This window comes from Streptomyces sp. TG1A-8 (assembly GCF_030499535.1).
GTDB lineage: Bacteria > Actinomycetota > Actinomycetes > Streptomycetales > Streptomycetaceae > Streptomyces.
Genome location: NZ_JASTLB010000001.1, coordinates 3,676,604 through 3,698,836 on the forward strand (window position 1 = coordinate 3,676,604; position 22,233 = coordinate 3,698,836).

The 22,233-nt window shown below is 72.3% G+C and carries 16 protein-coding genes and 1 tRNA gene; 6 read left to right on the forward strand and 11 right to left on the reverse strand.

Translation table 11 applies throughout. The features are described from left to right. Window positions 1-255: 255 nt before the first annotated feature. Window positions 256-384, reverse strand: a complete 129-nt coding sequence (locus tag QQY24_RS15965; RefSeq protein WP_003999697.1) for a DLW-39 family protein — start codon at window positions 382-384, stop codon at window positions 256-258. Window positions 385-730: 346 nt separating this feature from the next. Here QQY24_RS15965 and QQY24_RS15970 point away from each other — a divergent pair, with 346 nt between their 5' ends. The 3 genes from QQY24_RS15970 to QQY24_RS15980 all read left to right on the forward strand — a co-directional run bounded on the left by QQY24_RS15970 (window position 731) and on the right by QQY24_RS15980 (window position 7,139). After that, the gene (locus tag QQY24_RS15970) at window positions 731-1,129 is read left to right on the forward strand and encodes a DUF6344 domain-containing protein (RefSeq protein WP_301973357.1); all 399 of its coding nucleotides are present in this window, start codon (window positions 731-733) and stop codon (window positions 1,127-1,129) included. Between the two features lie 266 nt (window positions 1,130-1,395). Further along, window positions 1,396-2,184 (forward strand): glycosyltransferase family 2 protein, encoded by a 789-nt coding sequence (locus tag QQY24_RS15975; RefSeq protein ID WP_301973358.1) that lies wholly within the window; start codon window positions 1,396-1,398, stop codon window positions 2,182-2,184. Between the two features lie 716 nt (window positions 2,185-2,900). Next, entirely contained in the window at window positions 2,901-7,139 is a 4,239-nt protein-coding gene (locus tag QQY24_RS15980; protein WP_301973359.1) for a WD40 repeat domain-containing protein, read from the forward strand. 325 nt (window positions 7,140-7,464) lie between these two features. On the opposite strand, the gene QQY24_RS15985 is transcribed toward QQY24_RS15980, so the two are convergent. The 10 genes from QQY24_RS15985 to dnaA all read right to left on the reverse strand — a co-directional run bounded on the left by QQY24_RS15985 (window position 7,465) and on the right by dnaA (window position 20,948). Then, window positions 7,465-7,818 (reverse strand): VOC family protein, encoded by a 354-nt coding sequence (locus tag QQY24_RS15985; RefSeq protein ID WP_301973360.1) that lies wholly within the window; start codon window positions 7,816-7,818, stop codon window positions 7,465-7,467. 272 nt (window positions 7,819-8,090) lie between these two features. Then, window positions 8,091-8,167 (reverse strand) — tRNA-Ile (locus QQY24_RS15990). 111 nt (window positions 8,168-8,278) lie between these two features. Beyond that, the gene (locus QQY24_RS15995; protein ID WP_301973361.1) at window positions 8,279-9,028 is read right to left on the reverse strand and encodes a DUF3566 domain-containing protein; all 750 of its coding nucleotides are present in this window, start codon (window positions 9,026-9,028) and stop codon (window positions 8,279-8,281) included. 18 nt (window positions 9,029-9,046) lie between these two features. After that, window positions 9,047-11,641, reverse strand: coding sequence for a DNA gyrase subunit A (gyrA, locus tag QQY24_RS16000; protein ID WP_301973362.1), 2,595 nt, complete (start codon window positions 11,639-11,641; stop codon window positions 9,047-9,049). A 42-nt stretch (window positions 11,642-11,683) separates the two neighbouring features. Next, window positions 11,684-13,753 (reverse strand): DNA topoisomerase (ATP-hydrolyzing) subunit B, encoded by a 2,070-nt coding sequence (gene gyrB, locus QQY24_RS16005; RefSeq protein WP_301973363.1) that lies wholly within the window; start codon window positions 13,751-13,753, stop codon window positions 11,684-11,686. A gap of 363 nt (window positions 13,754-14,116) precedes the next feature. Further along, window positions 14,117-14,674, reverse strand: coding sequence for a DUF721 domain-containing protein (locus tag QQY24_RS16010; RefSeq protein WP_301973364.1), 558 nt, complete (start codon window positions 14,672-14,674; stop codon window positions 14,117-14,119). Further along, window positions 14,671-15,792 carry a DNA replication/repair protein RecF gene (recF, locus tag QQY24_RS16015; RefSeq protein WP_301973365.1) on the reverse strand — a complete coding sequence of 374 codons (1,122 nt, stop codon included), beginning with the start codon at window positions 15,790-15,792 and terminating at the stop codon, window positions 14,671-14,673. Before recF ends, QQY24_RS16010 begins: the two co-directional genes overlap by 4 nt. A 53-nt stretch (window positions 15,793-15,845) precedes the next feature. Continuing rightward, the gene (gnd, locus tag QQY24_RS16020) at window positions 15,846-16,721 is read right to left on the reverse strand and encodes a phosphogluconate dehydrogenase (NAD(+)-dependent, decarboxylating) (RefSeq protein WP_301973366.1); all 876 of its coding nucleotides are present in this window, start codon (window positions 16,719-16,721) and stop codon (window positions 15,846-15,848) included. A gap of 177 nt (window positions 16,722-16,898) precedes the next feature. Beyond that, window positions 16,899-18,029, reverse strand: coding sequence for a DNA polymerase III subunit beta (gene dnaN, locus QQY24_RS16025; protein WP_301973367.1), 1,131 nt, complete (start codon window positions 18,027-18,029; stop codon window positions 16,899-16,901). Between the two features lie 954 nt (window positions 18,030-18,983). Beyond that, window positions 18,984-20,948, reverse strand: a complete 1,965-nt coding sequence (dnaA, locus tag QQY24_RS16030) for a chromosomal replication initiator protein DnaA (RefSeq protein WP_301973368.1) — start codon at window positions 20,946-20,948, stop codon at window positions 18,984-18,986. A 394-nt stretch (window positions 20,949-21,342) separates the two neighbouring features. On the opposite strand from dnaA, the gene rpmH reads away from it, so the two are divergent. From rpmH to yidD, 3 genes are read left to right on the forward strand one after another with little or no spacing between them, the layout of a single operon-like run. After that, entirely contained in the window at window positions 21,343-21,480 is a 138-nt protein-coding gene (gene rpmH / locus QQY24_RS16035; protein WP_003956500.1) for a 50S ribosomal protein L34, read from the forward strand. Between the two features lie 21 nt (window positions 21,481-21,501). Next, complete coding sequence (gene rnpA / locus QQY24_RS16040; RefSeq protein WP_301973369.1) at window positions 21,502-21,873, forward strand: ribonuclease P protein component; 372 nt, start codon at window positions 21,502-21,504, stop codon at window positions 21,871-21,873. Beyond that, the gene (gene yidD, locus QQY24_RS16045; protein ID WP_301973370.1) at window positions 21,870-22,232 is read left to right on the forward strand and encodes a membrane protein insertion efficiency factor YidD; all 363 of its coding nucleotides are present in this window, start codon (window positions 21,870-21,872) and stop codon (window positions 22,230-22,232) included. Before rnpA ends, yidD begins: the two co-directional genes overlap by 4 nt. Window position 22,233 lies beyond the last annotated feature (1 nt).

The window sequence follows — 22,233 nt, forward strand, 5'->3', positions numbered from 1 at the left end:
CATCCTGCCCCGGGCGCCCCTGCGCCATCCGGGCAATCCGTACGGTCGTCCGGAACACCCGCACCGCGGGGACGCACCGTCCCGGAACGCCTACCGCACGCGCCGCGGACCGGCAACCCGGGGACCGGCACGGCGGGAGCCGGCGGCAGGGAACCCGCCGTCCCCGGAAACCGCCGCCGCGGGGGCGCGGCGGCGCAACACAAAACCCCGACCGCGCAGGCGGCCGGGGTCTGATTCAGACTCTGGTGTCGGGGCTCACGAACCCGTCGGCACGGAGTCGGTCGCCTCCGTCCACAGATCCTGCTCGGCGCGATCCGCCTGGATCTGCCGGTACACGAGGAGCCCGCCGATGGCGGCCAGTGCGACCAGGAGCAGCTTCTTCACCGCGCGACCTCGTCTTTCCTTGACGTAGGGGACCTCTGGCGCCCGACTATACACACCGCCCGATATCGGCCGGTGACCTGTGCCGGGCCCCAACTGCGGCCCCCGGCAGCGCGATGGCGCAGGTCGGCGGCGTTCCGATCGGAGGGTGATCACACCTCCACGGACGGTCACTTAGCTCCGCATTCGCTCAGCCTTGCCAGTTTTTGAGCATTTTTCGGCCTTTTGCGCCGTCCGAGTGGTGTTGATCGGAACATCGACGCGCCACGGGCGTCGGTCCACCACTTCGCCGCCCCGATACACATCATGAGGAAAGTACGCAAATCGCTCGACCCGAAAGTGAGGGGCCATGACCCAGAACAAGGTCATGAAGCTGTGGACCGCCATCGTCACCGCCTTCCTCGCGCTGTGCACGGCGCTCGGACTCGTCACCCCCGCCACCGCGGCGGCCGCTCCCCGCAGCGAGAGCCCGAGCACCGGCACCGCGCACCGCACGAACCCGACGATCCCGGCACCGCGCCACCGGACCTGGACCCGCACCAGGGCCCTGCCCCCCACGATGAAGCAGCGCATCCGGGCCGAGGCCCACGGAAAGTCCCCCCGCTGCCGCCACCGCGCCCTCACCGGGGCCGGCACGGAACAGGAGACGCTCGGCGCGCAGGACGCGCCGGCCGTACGGACGGGCGCGACGACCGGGACGCAGGCGCACACCCCGCAACAGCGGCCCACGGCACGCCTCGACTGCTGAGGCCGGCAGCACGCAGGACCGCAGACGTCTCGACGACACGGCGACTTGCGTACGCACCAGTCGACACGGAAAGACCCCCGGCCCCTCCCGGCCGGGGGTCTCGCGCCGTCCAGGGCCTCCCGCGGTCCAGGGCCCCGGCCCCGCCCCGGGAGCACCCGCCACCGGAGTCCCGCACCGGTCGGAGTCCCGCACCGGCCGGGGGCGCGCCGTCGGCCACGGGGGGCGGCCGGCTCCGTCCGGCCGCGCGGGAGCCGTAGCCTGGACGCGTGTCCGAGGCCCACGCCACCGGCGCCGCCCGCCGGCGCATCACCGTCGTCACCGCCGTCCACGCCCCGTCCGCCCCGTTTTTGCCGGAGGCCTACGCGTCGCTGTGCGAGCAGCGGCTCGCGGACGGCTGGGACTGGACGTGGGTGATCCAGGAGGACGGGCGGACGGACGAGGTACGCCCGTACGTGCCCGACGACGAGCGGGTGACCTTCCGTCAGGGCAGACCGGGCGGGCCGGGCGTGGCCCGCACGATCGCGCTGGCGCACGCCGACGGCCCCTACGTGAAGGTGCTGGACGCCGACGACCGGCTCACGCCCGGCGCCCTCACGCGCGACCTCGCCGCACTGGAGGCCGACCCCACGCTGGGCTGGGCCGCGTCCCGGGTCCTGGACCTGCTGCCCGACGGCTCCACGGCCGGCTTCCCCGACGACCCGGACGAGGGACCGGTGGAACGCGGCGCCGTCCTCGACTACTGGACGTCCCACGGTCACCTGGCCCAGGTCCACCCGGCGACCCTCTTCGTGCGCCGGCAACTGCTCACGGCGCTCGGCGGCTGGATGGCCCTGCCGGCCTCCGAGGACACCGGACTGCTCCTCGCGCTGAACGCGGTGAGCCGGGGCTGGTTCTCCGGTGAGCCCGGACTGCTCTACCGCAAGTGGCCCGGGCAGGTGACCGGCCGGCCCTCCCACTCCGACCCCGGCGAACGCGCCGCCCGCATGGCGGTGGCGGAGGCGAGGGCCCGCGCACTGGCGGAGTCCGGGTGGCGCCATCCGGCACCCGCCGGCTGACCGGCGCCCTCCGGGCCGGGGAGCCGGGCGGACCGGGGAGCCGGACGGACCGGGCCGTCCCCGCAGGGGGCGGAAACCGGTCGGGTGCCGCTCGCCTCGGCCGGCCAGGACGGCGGCCCGCGCGGGGCACTTCCGGCGGTCTCCCGCACCCGCGCCCCGTCGCCGGACTCCTCCCGGCCGGGCCGTGACGCGCGCTCCGGTCGACGGGCACCTCCGTGCGCCCCCGTCACGGGCAGCCGGTCCGCGCGCGGCACCACGGCGTCCCGCCCCCGCGCCGGTCCGGTGGACCCCCGGCCCGGCGACCGGCCCGCCCGGCACCGGTCCCTCCCCTCGTGGGGACCGGTGCCGGACGGAGCGGGCGGTGTCGGCCCGCGCCGGGTCGACATACCGGCGCGAACCGAAGAAGGGGCGGCGAAGCGGCGTCGGCGCCTCAGGCGCGGTGTCCGCGTGCCGTGCGTGTGACGGGGACACGCCCGTACGACGTCGAGGCAAGTTGACCGAGAACGTTCGACGCCATGAGCTGCCTCTCCGAGCGCGGGGCCGGTGGCCTGTCCGGACGGTATGTGACGGTTCCGCCACGGCGATGCGATCCTGCCATCTACGGCCACCGAGGAGGAGGGCCGGACTGTGCGGGTCCGACTTCCTCGCAGGTCAGCCGTATAAGGTGGGTTTTCCGGTCCGGACGTCCAGACGCTGGGGGAGTGAGGGGTGGGACCTTGAGTTCCGACTCAGGGGCACGCACAGCCTTCGCCGAACGCCTCGCCCTGCTGTACAAGGAGGCCGGCAACCCTCCCCTGAAGAGCGTGTCCGAGGCGGTCGTGCGCCTCCAGCGCGTGGACGAGCGCGGCCGGCCGGTGCGGGTGTCCGCCCAGCGCATCAGCGACTGGCGGCGGGCCAAGAACGTGCCGGCCCAGTTCGCCGCCCTCGCGGCGGTCCTGCAGATCCTCATCCCCGAGGCGCGGCGCGCCAGGCCCGCGCCCGTCTCCGGCGGCCTGTACGACCTCGCCCAGTGGCAGCGCCTGTGGGAGCGCGCCCTGGCCGACCCGGTGGGCGAGCGCCCCGCGCCGGTGCCCGCCGAGGAGGACCGGCAGCCCCCGGCCCAGGCCCCGCCCGTCGCCGGCGGCGTCTGCCCCTACCGCGGACTGGCCCCGTACCGCAGGGAGGACGCCCGCTGGTTCTTCGGCCGGGAACGGAGCACGGACGCGCTCGTCGCCCAGTTGCGCGCCGCGGCGGGGACGGGCGGACTGGTCATGCTGGTCGGCGCCTCGGGTGCCGGAAAGTCGTCCCTCCTCAACGCGGGCCTGGTGCCCGCCGTGCAGGGCGGTGCCCTGGGGGACGGCAGCGGCCGGCCGGGCGCCGTGCTCCAGCTCGTGCCGGGCGCCGACCCGCTCGCGGAGCTGACCCGCCTCATACCGGAACTCGGTGCCACCGCCGCCGGGGCGCTCCGGGCGGAGCGGGAGGCGGAGTACGACCCGTCGGCGCCCGGGGCCGACGCCCCGCGCTTCGCCCGCGCGGTACGGGACGCGGTCACGGGGTGGGCACGGCGCGGGACGCACCGGGCGGAGCACCCGGACGGCGGGGAACCCGCACCCGTGTCCGAGCCCGCGCGTGCGCCCGCGGCGCATCGGCCCGCCACCGCCACGGCCCCGGCCGTACCGGCCGCCCCCGCCGACGCGCTCCCGGTGCAACGGGCGGCCGACGACGCGCCACCGGCGGACCGGCGGACGGACGGGACGCCCCCGGCCGACGCCCCGGCGGCCCCCGGCCGGCCGGTCCTCATCGTCGACCAGTTCGAGGAGACCTTCACCCTCTGCCCCGACGAGGCCGGCCGGCGCACCTTCATCCAGTTACTGCACGCCGCCTGCACACCCGCCGCGGACGCGCCCGGACCGGCCCCCGTGGTCGTGGTCCTCGGCATCCGCGCCGACTTCTACGAGCAGTGCCTCGGCTACCCGGAACTGGCCGACGCGCTGCAGCACCGGCACATGGTGCTGGGACCGCTGACCACGGCGGAGTTGCGCGAGGCGGTGACCGGACCCGCCAAGGCCGTCGGCCTGGAGCTGGAGGCGGGACTGGCCGAGCTGATCGTCCGCGAGGTGAGCGCCGACGGCCCGCGCGGAGCGCACGACGCGGGCGTGCTCCCACTGCTCTCGCACGCCCTGCTGGCCACCTGGCAGCGGCGCAAGGCGGGACGGCTGACCCTGGCCGGCTACCGCGCGGCGGGCGGCATCCAGGGGGCGGTGGCGGCCACCGCCGAGCGTGCCTGGTCCAGCCTCGACCCCGCCGCCCGCTCGGCCGCCCGGCTGCTGCTGCTGCGCCTGGTCCGGCTCGGCGAGGACACCCAGGCCACCCGGCGGCGGGGCACCCGGCGCCAGCTGGCGCAGGAGTCGACCGACCCGGACAAGACGGAGGAGTCGCTCGAGGCGCTGGTGCGGGCCCGGCTGGTGACGCTCGACGCGGACACCGTGGAGATCACCCACGAGGCGCTGCTGCACGCCTGGCCGCGGCTGCGGCACTGGATCGACGACGACCGCAACGACCACCTGCTGCGCCAGCGGCTGGAGGAGGACGGCCGGGCCTGGGAGGACTCCGGCCGGGACAGCTCGCTGCTCTACCGCGGCTCCCGGCTGGAACAGGCCTGCACCTGGGCGCGGAGCGCCGGCGACACCTTCCTCACCCGCAGCGCCATGGAGTTCCTGGCCGCCTCGGTCAGACTGCGCCGGCGCACGGTGTGGATCAGCCGGGCCGCGGTGGCGGCGCTGGTCGCCCTCGCCGTCCTCGCCGCCGGCACGGCCGTGGTGGCGTGGCGGCAGCGGGACGACGCCGTGTTCGCCCAGGTGCTCGCCGAGTCCGACCGCGTCCAGCACACGGACCCCTCGCTGGCCGCCCAGCTCGACCTGGTGGCCCACCAGCTGCGCCCGGCCGACGAGGGCACGTACAGCAGGCTGATCTCCATCGTGAACGCGCCGCTGGCCACTCCCCTGCTCGGCCACACCGGCGCCGTCTACCTCACCTCGTTCAGCCCGGACGGGCACACCCTGGCCACCGCTAGCTACGACCGCACCGTGCGGCTGTGGAACGTCGCCGACCGCAGCCGGCCCGCACCGCTCGGCAAGCCGCTCACCGGCCACGGCAGCTGGGTGAGCAGCGCGGTCTTCAGCCCGGACGGGCACACCCTGGCCAGCGCCGGCGACGACGGCACGATCCGGCTGTGGGACGTCACCGACCCCGCCCGGCCTCGCCCGCTGGGCCACCCGCTGACCGGTCACAGGGGCACGATCTACCTGGTCGCCTTCAGCCCGGACGGGCACACGCTCGCCTCCGTCGGCGAGGACCGCACCGTCCGCCTGTGGAACGTCGCCGACCCCCGCCGGCCGACGGCCCTCGGCGCGCTGCGCGGCCACACGGCGGCGGTGCGCTCCGTGGCCTTCAGCCCCGACGGCCGCACCCTCGCGGCGGGCGGCGACGACGACACGATCCTGATGTGGGACACGTCCGACCCCCGCCGCCCCGAGCCCCTGGGCAAGGTGCTGAGGGGCCACACGGACATCGTGCACTCGGTGGCGTTCAGCCCCGACGGGCGCACGCTCGCCAGCGGCAGCGCGGACGACACCATACGGCTGTGGAACGTGGCCGACCCGGCGCGCGCGGCCCCCATCGGCTCACCGCTGGCCGGCCACACCGGCCCCATCTGGTCCGTGGCCTTCAGCCCCGACGGACGCCGGCTCGCGGCCGCCAGCGCGGACAGCACGGCGAGCCTGTGGAACGTCAGCGACCCGGCGGCCCCCTCCCAGGTCGGCGAACCGCTCGCGGGCGGCAGCGGCGAGATGTACGCGCTGGGCTTCAGCCCCGACGGGCGCACCCTCGCCACCGGCAGCGGGGACGGCAAGGTCCGCCTGTGGTCGATCCCGGTGTCGGACATGATCGGCCGCAACGGCGCGTTCCGCCCGGACGGGAAGGTGCTCGCCACGGCCGCGCGCGACGGCAGGATCCGGCTGTGGAACGTGACGGCCCCCGACCGGCCCGTACCGCTGGGCGAACCGTTCATGCGCACCGACGGCGGCCAGCGGTCGATGGTGTTCTCCCCCGACGGCCGCACGCTCGCCGTCCTGACCAGCAGCCGCACGGTGTACCTGTGGAACGTCGCCGACCCGCGGCGGCCGGTCCCGGCCGGGCCGCCCCTGACGCTGCGGACCCGGTTCATGGGCCCGGACGCGCTCGCCTACAGCCCGGACGGACGCACCCTGGCCACCGCCTACGACGACCGCACGCTCCGCCTGTGGAACGTCACCGACCCCGCCCGCGTCGTCGCCCTCGGTCCACCGCTCACCGGGCACCGGGGCTACGTCAACGCCCTCGTCTTCAGCCCCGACGGGCACACGCTCGCCAGCGGCAGCGCGGACAGCACCATCCGGCTGTGGGACGTCACCGACCCCGCCCGGCCCGTCCGGCTCGGCAAGCCGCTCACGGCGTACGCCGGCCCCGTCAACACGCTCGCCTACAGCCCCGACGGCCGCACCCTGGCCGGCGGGAGCGACGACGACACCGTCCGGCTGTGGAACGTCGCCGACCCCCGCGCGGCGACCGCGCTCGGCTCCCCCCTCACCGGCCACACCGAGGCGGTGACCTCGCTGACGTACAGCGCCGACGGCCGCACCCTGGCGAGCGGCGGCAACGACAACACCGTCCGGCTGTGGAACGTCACCACCCCCGCGTCGGCCTCGCCCATCGGCCAGTCGATGAGCCCGTACGCCAAGACCGGCAACTTCCTGTCCTTCAGCCCCAACAGCCACGTGCTCGGGGTGTCCAGCGGCGCCGACACGGTCCGCCTGTGGAGCCTGGACGCCGACGAGGCCATCCGGCACATCTGCGCGGTCACCCGGGACGTCCTGACCCCGCAGAGGTGGCACGAGTACCTGCCCCGCCTCTCGTACGACCCCCCGTGCCCCGGCTGAACCGATCAAGATCGGCCAACTACCCGGTCGGGCAGGTCCGTTGGCTCCCCTCAGTCCGCCAACCTTGTTACCCTTGGCCATAGCCCGATCGCTGGTGCATCCCCCGTCGCCAGCGGTCGGGCCTTTCGCATCCGCGCACCGCTCCGGAAACCGCCCCCGGCACCACCGGTGAGCCCGCGCATTGGGCACCGCGGACCGGTGCGGCCTCCGCCCGCCCCGTCCGCCGGCGCCGGTGTCAGGCGCCGGTGTCAGCGCCTCGCGCCTTTGTCGCGGCCCCGCCAACCGCAGGCCCGCCGGGCTGGGCGCGCCCGCTCCCCGGGGGTTCTCACGGACGCCGTTGGCCGAGGACGCAGAACTCGTTGCCCTCGGGGTCCGCCATGACGACCCAGGGCTGGTCGCCCTGGCCGATGTCGACGCGCTTCGCGCCGTGGGCCTCGAGGCGAGCCACCTCGGCGTCCTGGTCGTCGGGCCTGAAGTCGAGGTGCAGCCGGCTCTTGGTCTTCCTGCTCTCGGCGATCCGGACGAAGTCCAGCCCCGGGAGGCGATCCGGCTCCGGACGGATCTCAAACTCCTCGTCGGAGGAGTGGACCACCACCCAGCCGAGAGCCGTGGCCCACCACTGCCCCAAAGCCACCGGATCCACGGAGTGGACGATTACCTGTTCCCATTCCAAGGCCACCCGCCGAGTCTAGGCACACCGGGGCTCCGGAAGCAGGCGCTCCGAGCGCCGGGAGGGAGGCCGTGCCGCGGCCGACCGGCCGTCCGAACCACTGCCACGACCCACCGCTCCGGCCCGCTCCCCTCCCGTCCGTCGCCGGCCGGCACGCCGTCACGGGACTCGGCGCCGGTGGGCCACCGGTGATCCGGGGGCACAGGGCACACCCGCGGCATCCCGCCCGTCCCCCGGACGTCAAAGACCCCCAGCCGCTACCGACTGGGGGTTCTTTTCGCTGGTGGGGCTAACAGGATTTGAACCTGTGGCCTCATCCTTATCAGGGATGCGCTCTAACCAACTGAGCTATAGCCCCGCCGCGCTCTGCGGTGTGTGTCCCGCGCGCTGACTCCTGAAGATTAGCGCACGGGGCGGGCAGTCCCAAAATCGGTTCCCGGGGGCCGGGGGGACGGCCGCGCGGGCCGGGTCACTCGTCCTCGGCCAGCGTCAGCTCGATGCCGCCCACGAAGCCCGCGGAGAGGTTGTAGATGAACGCGCCGAGGGTCGCGAGCGCGGTCGCGAGGACCACGTCGATGACCGCGATGATCACCGTGAACGTCAGGACGTGCGGGAGGGAGAGGTAGTCCTGCAGATCGAAGCCGGTGGCCTCGTTGGCGCCGGTCGCCTCGGAGATCGTGCCGCCGACCGCCGAGAAGACGCCCATCGCGTCCAGGACCATCCACAGCATCGCCGAGGCGACGATCGTGCAGATGCCGAGCGCGATGGACAGCAGGAAGCTGACCTTCATCACCGACCACGGGTCGGCCTTGGCCACGCGCAGCCGCGCCTTGCGGGTGCGCGGCTGCGTGCGCGCGCCGGTGCGCGGCCGGCGGACGCCGGTCTCCGGCTGTGCCGGGTAGGCCTGCGGCGGGTGGTAGGGCCCGGCGGCCTGGTCGGCGTGCCGTTCGCCGGGCAGCGGGGAGGCCGACGCCCTCTCGGCCGCGCCGGCCTGGTACTGCTGGCTCTGCGGGCCTCGGGTGTCCGTCACAGTTCCCCCCTGGGATCCATGCGCGTCGGATGAGGACGGGTCCTCGGCCGGTACCTTGACCGGCCTCAGGTTGGTCGTGTGCGGATCCGTCGGGTGCGCGGCACCCGGCGTCCTCGCGGCGGAGCCACGGCCGCCGCCGTCCGTCCCCCTGGAGGTACCGGCCGGTCCGGCGCCCGTGGCTCCGCTCACGATGACTCACTCCTCGTGCTACTCGGCCGAGGGCACCTCGCCCTCGGCCGTGCCGTTCGTGGCGGCACCCCCGGCGGTCTCGTCCACGGCCACGTCGCCGTCGACTTCCTCCGCCTCGCGCCCCGCCTCGGCGTTACGTGCGATGCCGACCACGGCATCGCGCTTGCCCAGATTGATCAGTTGAACGCCCATGGTGTCACGGCCCGTCTCCCTGACCTCGCTGACTCGCGTACGAATCACACCGCCGGACAGGGTGATGGCGAGGATTTCGTCGTTCTCCTCGACGATCAGCGCGCCGACGAGCGAACCGCGGTCCTCCACGATCTTGGCGGCCTTGATGCCGAGGCCGCCGCGGCCCTGGACGCGGTACTCGTCGACGGCGGTCCGCTTCGCGTACCCGCCGTCCGTGGCAGTGAACACGAACGTACCGGGTCGCACCACATTCATCGAGAGCAGCTCGTCGCTCCCGCGGAAGCTCATGCCCTTCACACCCGACGTGGCGCGGCCCATCGGGCGCAGGGTGTCGTCGGAGGCGGTGAAGCGGATCGACTGCGCCTTTTTGCTGACCAGCAGCAGGTCGTCGTCCGCCGAGACCAGCTCGGCGCCGATCAGCTCGTCGTCCGAACCGTCCTCGCGCTCGCGCAGGTTGATCGCGATGACGCCGCCGGAGCGGGGCGAATCGTAATCCTTCAGAGGCGTTTTCTTGACCAGGCCGGACTTGGTGGCCAGCACCAGGTACGGCGCGGCCCCGTAGTCGCGGATCGCGAGGATCTCGGCGATCGCCTCGTCCGGCTGGAAGGCCAGCAGGTTCGCCACGTGCTGGCCGCGCGCGTCCCGGCCGGCCTCGGGCAGCTCGTAGGCCTTCGCCCGGTACACCCGGCCCTTGTTGGTGAAGAACAGCAGCCAGTGGTGCGTGGTGGACACGAAGAAGTGGTCGACGATGTCGTCCTCCTTCAGCTTCGTGCCGCGCACGCCCTTGCCGCCGCGCTTCTGGGCCCGGTAGTCGTCCGTCTTCGTCCGCTTGACGTAGCCGCCGCGCGTGACGGTGACGACGATGTCCTCCTCGGCGATCAGGTCCTCGATGGACATGTCGCCCTCGTACGGGATCAGCTTGGTCTTGCGGTCGTCGCCGTACTTCTCGACCAGCGCCGCCAGTTCCTCGCTGACGATGCCGCGCTGGCGCACCGGCGAGGCGAGGATCTCGTTGTACTGGCTGATCTTCGCCTGGAGTTCGTCGTGCTCCTGGACGATCTTCTGGCGCTCCAGGGCGGCCAGCCGGCGCAGCTGCATCTCCAGGATGGCGTTGGCCTGGATGTCGTCGATCTCCAGGAGGTCCATCAGGCCGCCGCGGGCGACCTCGACGGTATCGCTGCGCCGGATCAGCGCGATGACCTCGTCGATGGCGTCCAGGGCCTTCAGCAGGCCGCGCAGGATGTGCGCGCGCTCCTCGGCCTTGCGCAGCCGGAAGCGGGTGCGGCGGACGATGACCTCGATCTGGTGCGTCACCCAGTGGCGGATGAACGCGTCCAGGGAGAGGGTGCGCGGCACACCGTCCACCAGCGCCAGCATGTTGGCACCGAAGTTGGTCTGCAGGTCGGTGTGCTTGTACAGGTTGTTGAGGACGACCTTGGCGACCGCGTCCCGCTTGAGCACGATGACCAGGCGCTGGCCGGTGCGCGAGGAGGTCTCGTCGCGGACGTCCGCGATGCCGCCGATCCTGCCGTCCTTCACCAGGTCGGCGATCTTCTGCGCCAGGTTGTCCGGGTTCACCTGGTACGGCAGCTCGGTGACCACCAGGCACTGGCGGTTCTGGATCTCCTCGACCTCGACCACGGCGCGCATCGTGATGGAGCCGCGCCCGGTGCGGTACGCCTCCTCGATGCCCTTGCGGCCGACGACGAGCGCGCCGGTGGGGAAGTCCGGGCCCTTGATGCGCTCGATCAGCGCGTCCAGCAGCTCCTCGTGCGAGGCCTCCGGGTTCTCCAGGTACCACTGGGCGCCGGCCGCGACCTCGCGCAGGTTGTGCGGCGGGATGTTGGTGGCCATGCCGACCGCGATGCCGGCCGAGCCGTTGATCAGCAGGTTCGGGAAGCGGGCCGGCAGGACGGTCGGCTCCTGGGAGCGGCCGTCGTAGTTGTCCGTGAAGTCGACGGTCTCCTCGTCGATGTCGCGGACCATCTCCATCGACAGCGGCGCCATCTTGCACTCGGTGTAGCGCATGGCCGCCGCCGGGTCGTTGCCCGGGGAGCCGAAGTTGCCGTTGGAGTCCACCAGCGGCATCCGCATCGACCACGGCTGGGCGAGGCGCACCAGGGCGTCGTAGATCGAGGAGTCGCCGTGCGGGTGGTAGTTGCCCATGACGTCGCCGACGACGCGGGCGCACTTGTAGAAGCCGCGCTCGGGGCGGTAGCCGCCGTCGTACATGGCGTACAGCACGCGGCGGTGGACGGGCTTGAGGCCGTCGCGGACGTCGGGCAGCGCACGGGACACGATGACGGACATCGCGTAGTCCAGGTACGAGCGCTGCATCTCCGTCTCGAGCCCGACGGGCTCGACGCGCATCGCCAGTTCGCCGCCCTCTTCCGGGGTGGCGGGAGTGTTCTCGTCGGTCATTGCTGGTGAAGGTCCTTCCTGGTGCGGTCAGCTGAGACCGACTCAGATGTCGAGGAAGCGGACGTCCTTGGCGTTGCGCTGGATGAACTGGCGGCGGGCCTCGACGTCCTCGCCCATCAGGACCGAGAACAGGTCGTCGGCCTGGGCGGCGTCGTCGAGGGTGACCTGGCCGAGGACCCGGTGCTCCTGGTCCATGGTGGTCACGCGCAGCTCCTCGGCGTTCATCTCACCGAGGCCCTTGAAGCGCTGGATGGAGTCCTCGCGGATGCGCTTGCCGCGCTGGCGGCCCATCTCGATCAGCGCGTCGCGCTCGCGGTCCGAGTAGGCGTACTCGATGTCGTCCCGGCCCCACTTGATCTTGTACAGCGGGGGACGGGAGAGGTACACGTGTCCGGCCTCGACCAGCGGCCGCATGAAGCGGAACAGGAAGGTCAGCAGCAGGGTGCTGATGTGCTGGCCGTCGACGTCGGCGTCCGCCATCAGGATGATCTTGTGGTAGCGGAGCTTCTCGATGTCGAAGTCCTCGTGCACGCCCGTGCCGAAGGCGGAGATCAGCGCCTGGATCTCCTGGTTCTGCAGGATCTTGTCGATCCTGGCCTTCTCGACGTTGAGGATCTTGCCGCGGATCGGGAGGATCGCCTGGTACTGCGGGTTCCGGCCGGACTTGGCCGAGCCGCCGGCGGAGTCGCCCTCCACGATGAAGATCTCGCACTTGGCCGGGTCGTTGGACTGGCAGTCGGCCAGCTTGCCCGGCAGCGACGCGGTCTCCAGCAGGCCCTTGCGGCGGGTCAGGTCGCGGGCCTTGCGCGCCGCCACGCGCGCGGTGGCCGCCTGGATGCCCTTGCGGATGATGTCCGCGGCCTCGACCGGGTTGCGGTCCAGCCAGTCGTTGAGGTGCTCGTAGACCGCCTTCTGCACGAAGGTCTTCGCCTCCGTGTTGCCCAGCTTGGTCTTCGTCTGGCCCTCGAACTGCGGCTCGCTCAGCTTGACCGAGATGATCGCGGTCAGGCCCTCGCGGATGTCGTCACCGGTGAGGTTGTCGTCCTTCTCGCGCAGCAGCTTCTTGTCGCGCGCGTACTTGTTGATCAGCGAGGTCAGCGCGGCGCGGAAGCCCTCTTCGTGGGTGCCGCCCTCGTGGGTGTGGATGATGTTCGCGAAGGAGTACACGCCCTCGCTGTAGCCGCTGTTCCACTGCATCGCGACCTCGAGGGACAGGCTCTTGTCCTTGTCCTCCGCCTCCAGGTCGATGACGGTGGGGTGCACCACGTCGCCCTTGCGGCCGTTGAGGTACCTCACGAAGTCGACGATGCCGCCCTCGTAGTGGTACGTGACGGTCTTGACCTCGTCCTTCTCGTCCGCACCCGCTTCGTCCGCCCCGGCCGTGGCCTTCGCCGACTCGCGCTCGTCGGTGAGCCTGATCGTCAGGCCCTTGTTGAGGAACGCCATCTCCTGGAAGCGCCGCGACAGCGTCTCGAAGGAGTACTCGGTGGTCTCGAAGATCTCCGGGTCGGCCCAGAAGGTGACCGAGGTGCCCGTCTCCTGCGTGGCCTCGTGCTTGACCAGCGGGGCCGTCGGCACGCCCATCTTGTAGTCCTGCGTCCAGCGGTGGCCGTCGGTGCGCACCTCGACGGCGACCTTCATGGACAGCGCGTTCACCACGGACACGCCGACGCCGTGCAGACCGCCGGAGACCGCGTAGCCGCCCCCGCCGAACTTGCCGCCCGCGTGCAGCACGGTGAGCACGACCTCGACGGCCGGCTTGCCCTCGGAGGGGACGATGCCGACCGGGATGCCACGGCCGTTGTCGACCACGCGCACGCCGCCGTCGGCGAGGATCGTCACGTCGATGGTGTCCGCGTGACCGGCCAGGGCCTCGTCGACGGAGTTGTCCACGACCTCGTACACGAGGTGGTGCAGACCGCGCTCACCGGTGGAACCGATGTACATGCCGGGTCGCTTGCGGACCGCGTCCAGCCCTTCGAGCACGGTGATGGCGCTGGCGTCGTACGAGGCGGAGACGGGGGCCCCGCCGTGCACGCCGGCGTCGGTGGACGGGATGTTCTCGTTGGGGTTGCCGGAATCGGCCACGAAGCGCCCTTTCTGGCACAGCACGAGCCGGGCTCGTCGGCGGGTTGCCGGAGCGGCTGCGGCATGTTGCGTTGGTAAGCCCTGATCAGCGTTGCTCAGCTTTTCCCGGACGGTCCCCACGTTTGGGGCGGGATTGCCTTCCAGTCTACCGGTAGCGCTGACAGTGATGGGGGTTTGCGGGCACCTGAGTACCCATGTGCCGCCCTCAACCGGTCTCGGCCGGGTACCGATATGCGGAAGGGGGCCCCAAGGGGCTCACGGCGGCACTCAGCGCTTCCGACCGTCAACCCCTGGCTACTCGCCGGTCAACAGGGGATCCGCGCCCGCGCGCGCGGGCGCGGCACCGCCGCCCGCCGGTGCCGGCACGTGAGGTACGTCACCCGCGGGTCATCCGTAGGTGTCGCCGGGTCCGGAGCCGCCCGGAACGCGCAGCGGGCCGTACCGGCGGGCCGGGCCGCCGGGGCCCTGCACCTTGAGCAGCCGCACCGTACCGTGGCCGAGGTCCTCGTTGAGGCGTGCCACCAGGGCCGGCGCGAGCAGGCGCAGCTGGGTCGCCCAGGCCGTGGAGTCGCAGGCGACGGTCAGCACGCGCTCGTCCTCGTCGTACCGCTGCGGCACGCAGTGCTTGGCCAGGTCCTCGCCGACGATCTGCGGCCAGCGGCCCATGACCCCGCCCACCGCGGCAGGCGTCTCCCAGCCGCGCTCGTTGATCAGCCGGTTGATCGCGGCGCCGAGCGCCATCGGGTCGCGGCCGTCGGCGCGCGCGCCGGAGCGCAGGCCGCCGCCGCGCCGCACCTGCTTCTTCTGCCGCACCGCGTCCCCGCGGGCGCGCGCCTGTTCCCGCGCGGCACGCAGCGCCACGCGCGCCAGGTCGACGCCGGACGGCCCGGGCGCCTTCCCGGCCCGGTCGGCCGCGCCGGTCCTGCCGTGCTCCTCGGTGCTCACACGCGCTCCACCGCGCCGTCGGCCACCGCGTACCGCGCACCGGCCAGCACCCGCGGGACGTCGTCGTCCACGGCCGCGGTCACCAGCACCTGCTCGCCGGGCGCGACCAGTTCGGCCAGCCGCTCCCGGCGCCGGGCGTCCAGCTCGGCGAAGACGTCGTCCAGGACCAGCACCGGCTCGTTGCCCTCCGCGCGCAGCAGGTCGTACGACGCCAGGCGCAGGGCGAGCGCGCAGGACCAGGACTCGCCGTGGGAGGCGTACCCCTTGGCGGGCAGCCGGCCCAGCTTGAGCAGCACGTCGTCGCGGTGCGGGCCCACCAGCGTCACACCGCGCTCGATCTCCTGCCGGCGCACCTCCACGAGGGCCGCCGTCAGCTGGGCGCAGAGGTCCTCGCGCGTGTGGGCCTCGCCGGGCGCGGACGGCCTGTACTCCAGGACCACGGGACCGCCGCCCGGGGCCAGCTGCTCGTACGCCTTGTCGGCCAGCGGCTGCAGCGCGGTGATCAGGTCCAGGCGCTGGGCGAGCAGCTCGGCACCCGCGCGCGCCAGGTGCTGGTCCCACACGTCCAGCGTGGACAGGTCCATGGAGCGCCCGCCGTGCCGGCGCGCGAGGGCGGCCGTCTTCAGCAGGGTGTTGCGCTGCTTGAGCACCCGCTCGTAGTCGGAGCGCACGCCTGCCATGCGCGGGGCGCGCGCCGTGATCAGCTCGTCCAGGAACCGGCGCCGCTCCCCGGGATCGCCCTTGACCAGCGCGAGGTCCTCCGGCGCGAACAGCACCGTCCGCACGATTCCCAGCACGTCGCGCGGCCTGACCTGCGAGGAACGGTTGATCCGGGCGCGGTTGGCCCGGCCGGGGTTCAGTTCCAGCTCCACCAGCTGCTGCCGCTCGCCCTGTCTGACCTGGGCCCGGACGACCGCCCGCTCGGCACCCACGCGGACCAGGGGGGCGTCGGAGGAGACGCGGTGGCTTCCGAGGGTGGCGAGGTAGCCGACCGCCTCGACCAGGTTGGTCTTGCCCTGGCCGTTGGGGCCGACGAAAGCCGTGACGCCCGGGTCGAGCGGGACCTCGGCCCGGGCGTACGAGCGGAAGTCGGCCAGCGAGAGGTGCGTCACGTGCATGGTCGTTCGCCGACCTCCCCCGGGGGTTGTGGGATCGCGGGGCGACCCGTGGACTACTTCTTCTCTACGGCGTGACCGCCGAACTGGTTGCGCAGCGCGGCGATCATCTTCATCTGCGGCGAGTCCTCCTGCCGGGAGGCGAACCGCGCGAACAGCGACGCGGTGATCGCGGGCAGCGGCACCGCGTTGTCGATCGCGGCCTCCACCGTCCAGCGTCCCTCACCGGAGTCCTGTGCGTAACCGCGCAGGCCCTCCAGGTGCTCGTCGTCGTCCAGGGCGTTCACGGCGAGGTCCAGCAGCCAGGAGCGGATGACCGTGCCCTCCTGCCAGGAGCGGAAGACCTCGCGGACGTTCTCCACGGAGTCGACCTTCTCCAGCAGCTCCCAGCCCTCGGCGTAGGCCTGCATCATCGCGTACTCGATGCCGTTGTGGACCATCTTCGCGAAGTGGCCCGCACCCACCTTGCCGGCGTGCACCGCGCCGAAGTCGCCCTCCGGCTTGAGCGCGTCGAAGACGGGCTGCACCTTGGCGACGTCCGCGGCGTCGCCGCCGTACATCAGCGCGTACCCGTTCTCCAGGCCCCAGACGCCGCCGGAGACGCCGCAGTCGACGAAGCCTATGCCCTTGGCGGCCAGCTCCCCGGCGTGCTTCTCGTCGTCCGTCCAGCGGGAGTTGCCGCCGTCCACGACCACGTCGCCGGGCTGCAGCAACTCGGCGAGCTGGTCGATCGTGGACTGGGTGGGCTCGCCGGCCGGGACCATCACCCAGACCACGCGCGGGCCGGTGAGCTTGCCCACCAGCTCCTCCAGGCTGCGGACGTCCGCGAGGTCGGGGTTGCGGTCGTATCCGATGACGGTGTGGCCCGCGCGGCGGATCCGCTCGCGCATGTTGCCGCCCATCCTGCCGAGGCCGACGAGACCGAGCTCCATCAGTTGTTTTCCTTCGGTTGCTGTGTGGCGTGAGAGGCACCTTCGTGCCGTGCCGAGCCTAGTCCCGGCCCCTCACGCACAGCTGTGGGCATACGCGCTCATACGAAGCCCGGCGTCCGGGGCCCCTCCACGGGACGGTGCGGCTGCGCACCCGGCCCGTGGAGGGCCCGCGGCCGCTCAGCCGCTCAGCCGCACCGGCATGATCAGGTACTTGTAGGCCTCGTCGGCCTCCGCGTCCACCACGGGCTTCCCGCTGAGCAGCGCCGGCTTCGTGGACGTCGTGAACGACAGCTGGGCCACCGGGGAGTCGATCGCGCTCAGGCCGTCCAGCAGGAACGTCGGGTTGAAGGCGATCGAGATGTCGTCGCCCTCCAGCTGGGCGTCGACCCTCTCCACAGCCTGTGCGTCGTCGCTGGAACCGGCTTCCAGGATCAGCACGCCCTGCTCGAAGCTGAGCCGCACCGGGGTGTTGCGCTCGGCGACCAGGGCCACGCGCTTGACGGCCTCCACGAAGGGGGCGGTCTCGATCACGGCGACGGAGTTGAACTCGGTCGGGAACAGCGTGCGGTACTTCGGCAGGTCGCCCTCCAGCAGACGCGTGGTCGTCCGCCGGCCCGCGCCCTCGAAGCCGATCAGGCCCTCGCCCGCGCCCGAGCCGGACAGCGCCAGCGTGACGCTGTCGCCGGCGCCGAGCGACTTGGCGGTGTCCAGCAGCGTCTTGGCCGGCACCAGGGCGACCGCGGAGGCGTCCGGGTTCTCCGGCTTCCACAGGAACTCGCGGACCGCGAAGCGGTAGCGGTCGGTAGAGGCCAGGGTGACCGTGTCGCCCTCGATCTCGATGCGCACACCGGTGAGGACGGGCAGCGTGTCGTCCCGGCCGGCCGCGATGGCCACCTGGGAGACGGCGGCCGCGAAGACCTCGCCGGGCACCGTGCCCGTCGCGTTCGGCATCTGCGGCAGGGAGGGGTACTCCTCCACCGGCAGGGTGTGGAGGGTGAACCGCGAGGAGCCGCACACTACGGTCGCCCGTACACCGTCTGTGGAGATCTCCACCGGCCGGTTGGGGAGCGCGCGGGAGATGTCGGCGAGCAGCCGGCCGGAGACGAGGACGGTGCCCTCCTCCTCGACCTCGGCCTCGACGCTCACCCGGGCGGAGACCTCGTAGTCGAAGCTCGACAGGCTCAGCTGGCCGTCCTCGGCCCTGAGCAGGAGACCGGCGAGGACAGGCGCCGGCGGACGGGCCGGGAGGCTGCGTGCCGCCCAGGCCACTGCCTCCGCGAGTACGTCGCGTTCCACCCGGATCTTCACCGTAAGCCGCCTCCTGCTGTTGCTACTGAGTCTTCCGACTCGGTGCCACCGCCCACTGCGGAGGGCAGGACACCGGGGACCAGTCTGACGCACCGCACTGACAGTGTGTGCCGGTCGGGGTCAAGTCGCTCCCCGGGGCAGCCGGGCTGGTGAGGGCCGGTTGTGCACAGGCCCCACTTCGAAACGGATTCCCAGCTCTCTCTAGTCGGGAGTAGTAGTAGGGGCTGTGGATACCGTGGATAACCCCGTTTTCCCAGCTCAGAGGGGAAATTTTGTCCACCGGGCCTGTGGGCGGGGGCGGTGGACAACCGGGGGTGTCTGTGGAGAACGGAGAGTTCTGCACACTCCGCCCACAGCCCGAGGGCAGTTCTCCCCAGCTGCGTCCCCAGTTTTACCCACCTTTCCCACACCTCAATCCGGCACCCTCGTGTGACCGCTTTCACTCGACCCGGTGACCAGGGACCTCGCGTTGTCGAACAGTGGACAGCCGTGTGGAGAAGCCGCCGGTCACTGGGGACAAGGTCCCCGGGCCTGTGGGCTTCCGGTGGACAACTTTGTGCACAGGCTGTGGATCGTCGTGTTGTCCACAGCCTGTGGAGATCATTCGTCCACCATTCCACAGGCGGTTGAGCTGGACCGACGCGTTCTGGACAGCTTCCCTGTGGACACGGCTCGGGACAACTCCGCAGTCCCCAGCGTGTGGACGGCGAAAAGTCGGCGAATCTGTGGAGGGCGGCCGTAACCGGGCTCGTGTCCGAACACCCGGTTGCCGCCGGGAGACGTTCCCCGGGGCTGTGGACGCCGTGCGGGGGCGCCCCGGGAGGGGCCCCCCGGTACGGCGGAGAGCACCCCTCAGGGCGTCCCCCGGGGGCGCCCCCGAGACGCCGAGACGCCGAGGGCGCCCCCGGGATGTCCTCCCGGGGGCGCCCTCGGCGTGCGTGTGCGGGGCCGGCGTCAGCCGTTCTTGATGCGGTTCGTCAGCTCGGTCACCTGGTTGTAGATGGAGCGCCGCTCGGCCATCAGCGCGCGGATCTTGCGGTCGGCGTGCATGACGGTCGTGTGGTCCCGGCCGCCGAACTGCGCGCCGATCTTCGGCAGTGACAGGTCGGTCAGCTCACGGCACAGGTACATGGCGATCTGCCGGGCGGTCACCAGCGCGCGCCCGCGCGAGGTGCCGCACAGGTCCTCCACCGTCAGCCCGAAGTAGTCGGCGGTGGCGGCCATGATGGCCGGAGCGGTGATCTCCGGGGCGGAGTCCTCGCCGCCGGGGATCAGGTCCTTCAGGACGATCTCCGTCAGGCCCAGGTCCACCGGCTGCCGGTTCAGCGAGGCGAACGCCGTCACCCGGATCAGCGCGCCCTCCAACTCACGGATGTTCCGCGAGATCCGGGAGGCGATGAACTCCAGCACCTCCGGCGGGGCGTTCAGCTGCTCCTGCACGGCCTTCTTGCGGAGGATCGCGATGCGCGTCTCCAGCTCGGGCGGCTGGACGTCGGTGATCAGGCCCCACTCGAAACGGTTGCGCAGCCGGTCCTCCAGGGTCACCAACTGCTTGGGCGGCCGGTCACTGCTGAGGACGATCTGCTTGTTGGCGTTGTGGAGGGTGTTGAAGGTGTGGAAAAACTCCTCCTGCGTCGACTCCTTGTCCGCCAGGAACTGGATGTCGTCGACGAGCAGGATGTCCATCTCGCGGTAGCGCTTGCGGAAACTGTCGCCCTTGCCGTCGCGGATGGAGTTGATGAACTCGTTGGTGAACTCCTCCGAGCTGACGTAGCGCACGCGCGTGCCCGGGTAGAGGCTGCGCGCGTAGTGCCCGATCGCGTGCAGCAGGTGCGTCTTGCCGAGGCCGGACTCCCCGTAGATGAACAGGGGGTTGTACGCCTTCGCCGGCGCTTCGGCGACGGCCACCGCGGCCGCGTGCGCGAACCGGTTGGAGGCGCCGATGACGAACGTGTCGAAGAGGTACTTCGGGTTCAGCCGCGCGGTCGGCTCACCGGGGCCGGAGGCCGGCGCGGACTTCGCGGCCGACGGTCCGGTCACCCCGCCCCCGCCGGGCGGCTGCAGGTCCGGGCGGCCCGGGCCGCCGCGGTGCGCCGGTCCGCCGCCCGGCTGCTCGGGCAGCTCGCGGCGGCCGGGGTCGCGCTGGTCGTACTCGGTCCGGGACGGGTCGTACTCGGAGCGGCCGGAGTCGTAGTCGGACCGGTCGTACTCCGGGCGCGGGGAGTCGTAGTCGCCGCGCTGCTGGTCGTACGACCGCTCCCTGCCCTGCGGGCGGTAGTCCTGGGACGGCGCACCGTAGGGGGTGCTGCCGGGCGGGCCGTACGCGTCCTGGGGCTGCGACCCGTAGGGGCCGCGGGGCGGCGAGGCGTAGGGGTCGCGCTCGGGGAAGCCGAGCCGCTGCTGCTGCCAGCCGTACTCGTCCTGCGCGGGCCGCGGCCAGGCGCCCGGCTCGGGGCGCTGGTACTCGGACGGGTAGGCGGGCCGGGCGGTGGGCAGCTGGTCGCGCGGGGACGGGTCGGGCAGCGGATCGGCGGCACGGTGGCGGCCGTAGCCCTCGTACGGTCCGGCGGGCGGTTCCGGCTCCTCGTAGCGCGGCTGCGGCGGCTGCTGCGCGGAGGGCGCCGACGGGGCCGGCGGCTCGCCCGCGGAGTCGTCCACGGTGATCGCGATGCGGATGGGCCGGCCGCACTCGCGGGTCAGGGTCTCGCTAACGACCGGGGCGAGACGGCCTTCCAGCACACCCTTCGCGAATTCGTTCGGTACGGCGAGCAGGGCGGTGTCCGCGACCAGCGCGAGTGGCTGGCAGCGCCTGATCCAGTGCTCGTCCTTCGCCTCGACCCCTTGCCCGCGGCCCTCACCGAGGAGCTGCTCCAGTACGCGTGGCCACACTGCGGCAAGATCGGCAGGTACGTCAGCCACAGGGCACGCTCTCTCGCAGGTCCCACGAACGTGTGGTTGCGGGACGGGTCGGGACGGATTCCGGGGGGTGGACGGGGGAGTCCCGCCCGGCCGGGGGCAGGGGAACGGATCGAAGTCCAGTCACGGTAGTCAGCGCGACCGGTACGGTTCAAGTTGTTGTCCCCAGGCTGTGGACAGTGTCCCCCACCGGCTCTCGGTTTGACCGGATGCCGCCGCCGCGCGTACCGTAACCAGGTCGAGTTGTCGATGGCTGCTGCCGCCTGCCTCCGATGGGCACAGATCGCTGAAGGTGATCGGGAAGCGGTGCACTCGGGCGTGACGCGAGCTACTCGTGGGCGCACGGTGACAGCCAGGACGGCACCCCGCCACTACCGATTTCTTCTGGAGCCCCCGAGTGAGCAAGCGCACCTTCCAGCCGAACAACCGTCGCCGCGCGAAGACCCACGGCTTCCGGCTGCGTATGCGTACCCGTGCCGGCCGCGCGATCCTCGCGTCCCGCCGCAGCAAGGGTCGCGCCCGTCTGTCCGCCTGATTCCGATCAGGTCATGACGTCGTGCTGCCCACCGAGAACCGGCTGAGGCGGCGCGAGGACTTCGCGACCGCGGTCCGACGAGGACGCCGGGCAGGACGCCCGACTCTCGTCGTCCACCTTCGTAGCGGTGCCACGGACCCGCACGCGCCTGGGGAGAGCGCTCCCCCGACGCGTGCGGGTTTCGTCGTGAGCAAGGCCGTGGGTGGCGCGGTCGTGCGCAACACAGTGAAGCGCAGACTGCGTCATCTGATGCGTGACCGAGTCGCCCTGTTCGCCCCCGGTAGCCTGGTAGTCGTACGAGCGCTGCCCGGAGCGGGCGGCGCGGACCACGCACAGCTGGCCCGCGACCTGGACGCCGCTCTCGAACGGCTGCTGGGAAGGGGCGCGCGATGAAGTACCCGCTGCTGGCTCTGATCAAGCTGTACCAGTGGACGATCAGTCCACTGCTGGGGCCGGTGTGCAAGTACTACCCCTCGTGCTCGCATTACGGCTACACGGCCATCGACCGGCACGGTGCGCTCAAGGGAACGGCGCTCACCGCCTGGCGCATCCTGCGGTGCAACCCGTGGTCGCTCGGCGGTGTGGACCATGTTCCGCCGCGCAGGCGCCCGCGGTGGCACGAAATGCTGCGCACCGCCTGGTGCGCACGCAAGGGCGGGCCCTCCGCCGAACCGGCCATCGGGGAGACGCCGCGTTCCGAGGTTCCTCCGAGCCCGGCCGCAGAGACCTCGTCCCATGCCCAAGGAGCATGAT